This is a genomic window from Allobosea sp. LC85, from assembly GCF_000735605.1.
Taxonomy (GTDB): Bacteria; Pseudomonadota; Alphaproteobacteria; order Rhizobiales; family Beijerinckiaceae; genus Allobosea.
In genome coordinates, this window is record NZ_JPKG01000033.1 from 212,792 (window position 1) to 219,493 (window position 6,702).

At 65.8% G+C, this 6,702-nt stretch carries 7 protein-coding genes; 4 read left to right on the forward strand and 3 right to left on the reverse strand.

Translation table 11 applies throughout. The features are described from left to right. Positions 1–67: 67 nt before the first annotated feature. Genes FG93_RS17195 through FG93_RS17210 form a run of 4 tightly spaced genes read left to right on the forward strand, consistent with a single transcriptional unit; the run spans position 68 to position 4,078 of the window. Positions 68–916 carry a carbohydrate ABC transporter permease gene (locus tag FG93_RS17195; RefSeq protein WP_043236463.1) on the forward strand — a complete coding sequence of 283 codons (849 nt, stop codon included), beginning with the start codon at positions 68–70 and terminating at the stop codon, positions 914–916. After that, positions 913–1,719, forward strand: a complete 807-nt coding sequence (locus FG93_RS17200; protein WP_043236465.1) for a carbohydrate ABC transporter permease — start codon at positions 913–915, stop codon at positions 1,717–1,719. Before FG93_RS17195 ends, FG93_RS17200 begins: the two co-directional genes overlap by 4 nt. Positions 1,720–1,729: 10 nt before the next feature. Next, a complete protein-coding gene (locus FG93_RS17205) occupies positions 1,730–2,776 on the forward strand; it encodes an ABC transporter ATP-binding protein (protein WP_043236468.1) in 1,047 nt (348 codons plus the stop codon). A gap of 3 nt (positions 2,777–2,779) precedes the next feature. Next, the gene (locus tag FG93_RS17210) at positions 2,780–4,078 is read left to right on the forward strand and encodes a hypothetical protein (RefSeq protein WP_052513877.1); all 1,299 of its coding nucleotides are present in this window, start codon (positions 2,780–2,782) and stop codon (positions 4,076–4,078) included. Positions 4,079–4,240: 162 nt separating this feature from the next. On the opposite strand, the gene minE is transcribed toward FG93_RS17210, so the two are convergent. From minE to minC, 3 genes are read right to left on the reverse strand one after another with little or no spacing between them, the layout of a single operon-like run. Next, positions 4,241–4,513 (reverse strand): cell division topological specificity factor MinE, encoded by a 273-nt coding sequence (gene minE / locus FG93_RS17215; protein WP_043236469.1) that lies wholly within the window; start codon positions 4,511–4,513, stop codon positions 4,241–4,243. Continuing rightward, positions 4,510–5,325, reverse strand: a complete 816-nt coding sequence (gene minD / locus FG93_RS17220) for a septum site-determining protein MinD (protein WP_043236470.1) — start codon at positions 5,323–5,325, stop codon at positions 4,510–4,512. The genes minE and minD overlap by 4 nt, the downstream gene beginning before the upstream one ends. Positions 5,326–5,360: 35 nt before the next feature. Beyond that, the gene (gene minC / locus FG93_RS17225; protein WP_043236472.1) at positions 5,361–6,101 is read right to left on the reverse strand and encodes a septum site-determining protein MinC; all 741 of its coding nucleotides are present in this window, start codon (positions 6,099–6,101) and stop codon (positions 5,361–5,363) included. Between the last annotated feature and the right edge of the window lie 601 nt (positions 6,102–6,702).

The following is a 6,702-nucleotide window of genomic DNA, read 5'->3' on the forward strand; positions in this document are numbered from 1 at the left end:
GACGGCTGCGCTCCGGTCATTCCGGCCAAGCGCAGCCTCCAGGAGCGCCTTGCAGAGGCCTTCGACCATGCCCCAGCCACGCTGGTTGCCCTATGTCCTGATCGCGCCCGCGGTCGCCTTCCTTGCGGCCTTCTTCCTGGTGCCGTTGGGCCAGACCATCCTGCTCTCCTTCGATGGCGGGCAGGGTGTCTCGCTTGCGAATTACGCCCGCATGGCCGGCGATCTCAATTTCCCGACAGCGCTGCGCAACACCTTCGCGCTCGTCATCGTGGTGATTCCGCTGCAGGTGGCGCTCGCGCTCGTCATGGGGCTGATGCTGCAGAAGATGACGCGCGGGCGGGAGCTGGTGCTCTGGATCTGGACGATCCCGCTCGGCGTCTCGGACCTCGCCGCCGGCCTCGTCTGGCTCGCGATCCTGCAGGATTCGGGCTATCTCAACACGCTGCTGTTCCAGATCGGCGTGATCAGCGGCCCGACCGCCTATCTCAACAGCGAAACGCCCGTTTCCCTCTTCTTCGCCGTCGTGATGGCCGAGCTGTGGCGCGCGACCGCGATCGTCCTGATCATTCTCGTTGCCGGGATTCAGCTCATTCCCAAGGAGTTCGGCGAGGCCGCCGACATCTTCGGCGCCAGCCCCTGGACGAAATTCCGCAGGATCACGCTGCCCTTGCTGAAGCCCAGCCTGCAATCGGCGCTGATCCTGCGCACGGTCCTGGCCTTCGAGGTCTTCGCGGTCGTCTATGCGCTTGGCGGGCGCAATTTCCCGATCCTCGTCGGCGAGGCCTACACCTGGCAGAACGAGAACCAGAATTACGGCGTCGCCGCGGCCTATGCCGTGCTGGTGATGGCGATCTCGCTTGCCGCGACGATCATCTATCTCAAGGCGCTGCGGGTCGATCCGGAGACGCAAGGATGAGCGCGCCCCGCAAATGGCTTTATGTCACCGGCGTGCTGGCGCTCTGCGCCTGGGTGCTGGTGCCGATCTACCTGATCGGGCTTGGCGCGATGGGCGGACGGATGGCGGTCTTCAAATGGCCAAAAACCTTCACGCCGGCGGAGACCTCCTTCACGGCGCTCGCAACCTTCCTCAGGATCGAGGGTGTCTGGAACGCCGCGCTGAACTCGCTGATCGCCGCGTCGCTGACCATGCTGTTCTCGATCCTGCTCGGCGCGCCGGCGGGCTACGCGCTGGCGCGTTTCGCCTTCCGGGGACAGAGCGCCTTCCGCCTGCTGGTCCTGCTGACGCGGGCCTTTCCGCTGGCGATTCTTGCCCTGCCGCTGACCGTCATCTTCATCCGCGTCGGGCTCTACGACACGCCGTTTGGCGTCTCGCTGGTCCACACGGCCCTGGCGCTGCCCTTCGCGGCTCTCGTGACCTCGTCGCTCTTCATGGGTATTCCCCGCGAATACGAGGAGGCGGCCTGGGTCTTCGGCTGCACGCGCTGGCAGGCTTTCCGCAAGGTGGTGCTGCCGCTGGCGCTGCCCGGCATCGCAGCAGTGGCGATCTTCGCCTTCGTCATTTCCTGGAACGAGGTCTTTGCCGCCTCGGTCCTGACGGTGCGGGAGCGCACGCTCACCGCCTATCTGCTGACCGTCCTGTCCGAATCACCGCTGCATTACCGCTTTGCCGGCGGCTTCATTCTCATCGTTCCCTCGGTGCTCTTCATCTTCGCGGTCAGGAAATACCTGTTCGCGATGTGGGGCGTCTCGAGCAAATAGGGGGAAGCCCTTGGCCGGGATCCTGATCGACAAGGTCGCCAAGCAGTTCGGCAGCGCCATCGCCCTGCAGGAGATTTCGCTCACCGTCGAGGATGGCGAGTTCGTCGCGCTGCTCGGCCCTTCCGGCTGCGGCAAGACCACGCTGCTGCGCATCATCGCCGGGCTGGAGGTGCAGAGCTCGGGCCGGGTCATGATCGGCGACCGCGACGTCTCCGCGCTGAAGCCGGCCCAGCGCGGCCTTGCCATGGTGTTCCAGAACTACGCCGTCTTTCCGCATATGACGGTGTTCGAGAATGTCGCCTTCGGCCTGCGCATGAAGGGCGCCGACCAGGCGCGGGTCGAGGCGAAGGTGCGCAAGGCGGCCGAGCTTCTGCATATCGAGCCCTATCTCGACCGCTACCCGGCGAAGCTCTCGGGTGGCCAGCGCCAGCGCGTCGCGGTGGCGCGCGCGCTGGCGGTCGAGCCGGCCGTGCTCCTGATGGACGAGCCGCTGTCCAATCTCGACGCGCTGCTCAGGCTCGAGATGCGGGCGGAGCTGCGCAGCGTGCTGCGCGAGGCCGGCACGACCACGATCTACGTCACGCATGATCAGACCGAGGCCATGGGCCTGGCCGATCGGATCGCGGTAATGCATGGCGGCCATATCGTGCAGATCGGCACGCCGACCCAGGTCTATTCGCGGCCGGCGACCCGTTTCGTCGGAGGCTTCGTCGGCTCGCCGCCGATGAATTTCGTCAACGCCGTCGCGACCTCCGGTCAGGCCCGGCTCGGCGGACTGACATTGGCCTCTCCCGCCGACGGGCCGATCGTCCTCGGCTTTCGCGGCGAGGATGCGAAGCTGACCGAGACTGCCAGCGGCGTGCCCTTCACCGTGCGGGTCGCGGAGCCGATGGGCTCGCATCTCCTGCTCACCGGCAGGATCGGCGATGACCTTGCCCGCATCGTTGCCCCGCCGGGCGCCCGGATCGCGGCGGGCGAAACGCTCGGTCTGGCGCTCGACCCTGCCCGCATCGTCTGGATCGACCCGGAAACGGGCCGCAGCCATCCCGGAGCCTGAGCCATGCTGTCGACCACACCTCCTTCCGACCGCGATGAGGCAGCGCGCGCCGTGCTGCGCCGCAATGACCGTGGCGGCTTCACCGTCCCCAATGGCCGCGTCTACCCGTTCCAGTGGAACTGGGATTCGGCCTTCGTCGCGCTCGGTTTCGCCACCTTCGATCTCGACCGCGCCTGGCGCGAGTTGGAAACCCTGTTCGAGGGCCAGTGGGATGACGGCATGGTGCCGCATATCGTGTTCCGCGCCCCGGCCGACGGCTACTATCCGGGCCCCGAGGCCTGGGGCATCCAGCGCCAGCCGTTGACCTCCGGAATCTCGCAGCCACCCGTCGCAGCGACCGCGGCGCGGGTGCTGCACGGGCTCTCCGGCGGCGATTCCTCGCGCATCCGGGCTCTTGTCCCAAAGCTCTTCGCCTCGCATCGCTGGTGGCATGAGACCCGCGACCCGGACGGCACCGGGCTGGTCACCATCGTCCATCCCTGGGAATCGGGGCGGGACAATTCGCCGGACTGGGATGAGCCGCTCGCCAATGTCATTCCGCAGGTCGATGTCGCGCATCTGCGCAAGGACCTCGGCCATGTCGATGCGGCCCACCGCCCGACGCATGATTTCTACAACCGGGTCATGACCCTGGTCGAGGAAGCCAAGGCCCTGGACTGGGAGGGGGGGGCCGTGGCGCGCAAGCTCTCCTTCCGGGTCTGCGATCTCGGCATCCAGTCGATCCTGCTGCGCGCCGATCGCGATCTTCTGACGCTGGCGGAGGAACTGGGCTTCACCGAAGAGGCCGGCGCCCTGCGCGGCTGGATCGCACGCGGCGAGAGGGCGATGCCGCGGCTCAAGGGCCCGGATGGGCTGTATCGGTCTCTCGACCTGCGCAGCGGACGGCTCAGCGAGGCCGTCACCTGCGCGGCCTATCTCCCGCTCTATGCGCGCACAGCGCTCCAGGAGGATGCGCTCGCGCTCAAGCACCATCTCGAGGCGACGCGTGCAGCCGCCGGCTTCTCCGTCGCCAGCAGCGATCCGCGCGATCGACGTTTCGATGCGACGCGCTATTGGCGCGGCCCGGTCTGGCTGATGATGAACCGGATGATCGCCGATGGCCTGGCTGCCTATGGTCTGACCGACGAGGCGAACCTGCTCCGGCGCGACAGCGGCGATCTCGTCCGGCAGAACGGTTTTTGGGAGTATTTCGACCCAAGCGACGGCACGGGATGCGGCGGCCCTGATTTCTCCTGGACTGCAGCCATGTGGCTCAGCTGGGCCGGATCGGAGGGCAATGGCCAGGCCTTGACCACGCTCTGAGCCGAGCATTGGCGCAAGCGCGAGCGTCCGAAACCGAAAAGTGAAACGCGGTTTTCGCCGTAGGCCGATGCAAACACAAAAAGCCGGATCATCAGATGGGATGCGATATCCGGTCCGATGATCCAGCGTGCCGGATGAAACGGGGAAAGGGTGGGGCGGCCGTCAGGCCGCCTTCTTCTTCTTGTCTGCGTCGAACGGGATCTCGATATCGACGGCGAGCGTCGTGACCTTGGCGCCGCGCTCCATCTTGACGCTGACCCGGTCGTCGTCGATCTGCATATGCTTCGAGATCGCACGCAGGATCTCGTCGCGCAGCTTGGTGACGAGGTCGGAATCGCCGACCGAGGCGCGCTCATGGGCGAGCAGGACCTGCAGGCGCTCGCGCGCGGCGGGGGCCGACGACTGGGAGCGGGTGAAAATACGAAGGAAGTTCATGCTGCTTTCCTTCCGAAAATCTTGCCGAAGAAGCCCTTCTTCTCACCGGGAATGGTTACCGGCAGGTTTTCGCCGTTGAGGCGGCGCGCAGCCTCGAAATAGGCGATCGCCGGCGCGCTGCGGCCATCGGCCAGGGTGACGGGCGAGCCGACATTGGAGGCGCGCAGCACGTCCATGCTTTCGGGGATGATGCCGAGCAGCGGGATCGACAGGATCTCGAGGACATCGTCGACCTTCAGCATGTCGCCGCGCTCGGCCCGGACCGGGTCGTAGCGGGTCAGCAGCAGGTGTTTCTCCATCCGCTCGCCCTTCTCGGCCTTGAGCGTCTTCGAATCGAGCAGCCCGATGATCCGGTCGGAATCGCGCACCGAGGAGACTTCCGGATTCGTCACCACGATCGCGACATCGGCATGGCGCATGGCCAGCGTCGCGCCGCGCTCGATGCCGGCCGGGCTGTCGCAGATGACCCAGTCGAAGGCCGTCTTCAGGGCGGCAATGACCTTCTCGACGCCTTCCGGGGTGAGATTGTCCTTGTCGCGTGTCTGCGAGGCCGGCAGCAGGTAGAGCGATTCCAGCCGCTTGTCGCGGATCAGCGCCTGCGTCAGCTTCGCTTCGCCCTGGATGACGTTGACGATGTCATAGACGACGCGTCGTTCCGCACCCATGACGAGGTCGAGATTGCGCAGCCCGACGTCGAAATCGACGACCACGACCTTGTCGCCGTTATGCGCAAGCGCTGCCCCCAATGCGGCCGACGACGTCGTCTTGCCGACGCCGCCCTTACCCGATGTGACTACGATTACCTTGCCCATTGCACTCTCCCGCTTTCTGTGGACACGCCGTCGTTTCAGGCGAGTGACCCAACCTTGAATGTTTCGCCTTCGAGCCAGATCTGGACGGCCTTGCCGCGCATGTCGGGTCCAAGGTCCTCGGCCGTCTTGTAGAAGCCGTCGATCGCGATCAGCTCCGCCTCGAGCTTGCGGCAGAAGATGCGCGCGCTGGCATTGCCCATCGCACCGGCGATCGCCCGGCCCCTGAGCGTGCCGTAGACATGGATCGAGCCGCCGGCGACGATCTCGGCGCCCGATGCGACCGAGCCGACGATGGTGACGTCGCCTTCGGTGAAGATCAGCGACTGCCCCGAGCGCACCGGCTCGGTCACGATGATCGACGGCATCGCCTTGACCGGCAGCTGGGCAGGAGGCGCTTGCTGCACGCTCTCTGCCACATCCGCCTGCGGTGCCTGTTCGGCGGTCGGGGCTTCGATATCCGAAGCCGCCCGCCCGCCGGACATCGCCGGCGGCAGGTCCGCCCCGAGCAGCGAGGGCGGTGCGCCCTCGATGCCCATGATCCGCACATTGCGCTTGCCGAGCTGGCCGACGAGTTCGCGAAGCTGCGGACGGTCGATAGTCAGGCCTTCGACATCGACCACCACCGGCCGCCGTAGGAAAAATCCGGCGGAGAGGGCCGCAAGCTCGTCGAGCCGCGTCAGCCAATCCTCGAAGGGCAGCTCCGGGGTCAGCGTCAATGCAAGGTAGGAGCGCCCCTTGAGGCGGATCGGCCTAGGTTTGGTTAACACGGCGGTCATCTTGGTAAATTTTCGGTTGCCAAGATGTACCGAGAGAATGGTTAACGAGTGGTAAAAATCCAGTCCTTCACCTATCGGAATGCGGCCCTCGAAATTGGGCTATAACCGATGAAAAGCGTTTTCTATCAAGCGGTTGATTTCAGGCGATGATGTGCATCGGGAGCTGCGGCCAGCCCTGCCGGCAGGGTTGCCTGCGGCCCGGCCCGGAGCCGTTGGACGGCGCCGCTGGCCGGCGGATGACGGCATCCGCGAGCGCGTTTTCGCCTCCCTGAACCGGTCGCGCAGGGGCGCCGCCAGCGATTCAGCAGGGCTGAAGCCATAGGCTGGGCCGCCTCTCATGGCTGGGATTCGGGCCGGGGAAACGGTGTCATTTCGGCCGGGAGGGGATTCGATGATTCCCTTCAGCCAGAGCGGCCAGCTCTGTGCAGTCGATTCGAGCGGGGGACGCACCCTCAGCGATTGTTTAGAGCGTCGGACCTGAAATCGGAATCGGGCGATTCCCTTTTTGCAGCGTTTGTGATTCACCGTTTGCGGAGGTGGATCATGGGTCTGAGCTATTCGAAGGATCTTCGCGAGCGGGTTGTCGGCTTTGTCGAGGCCG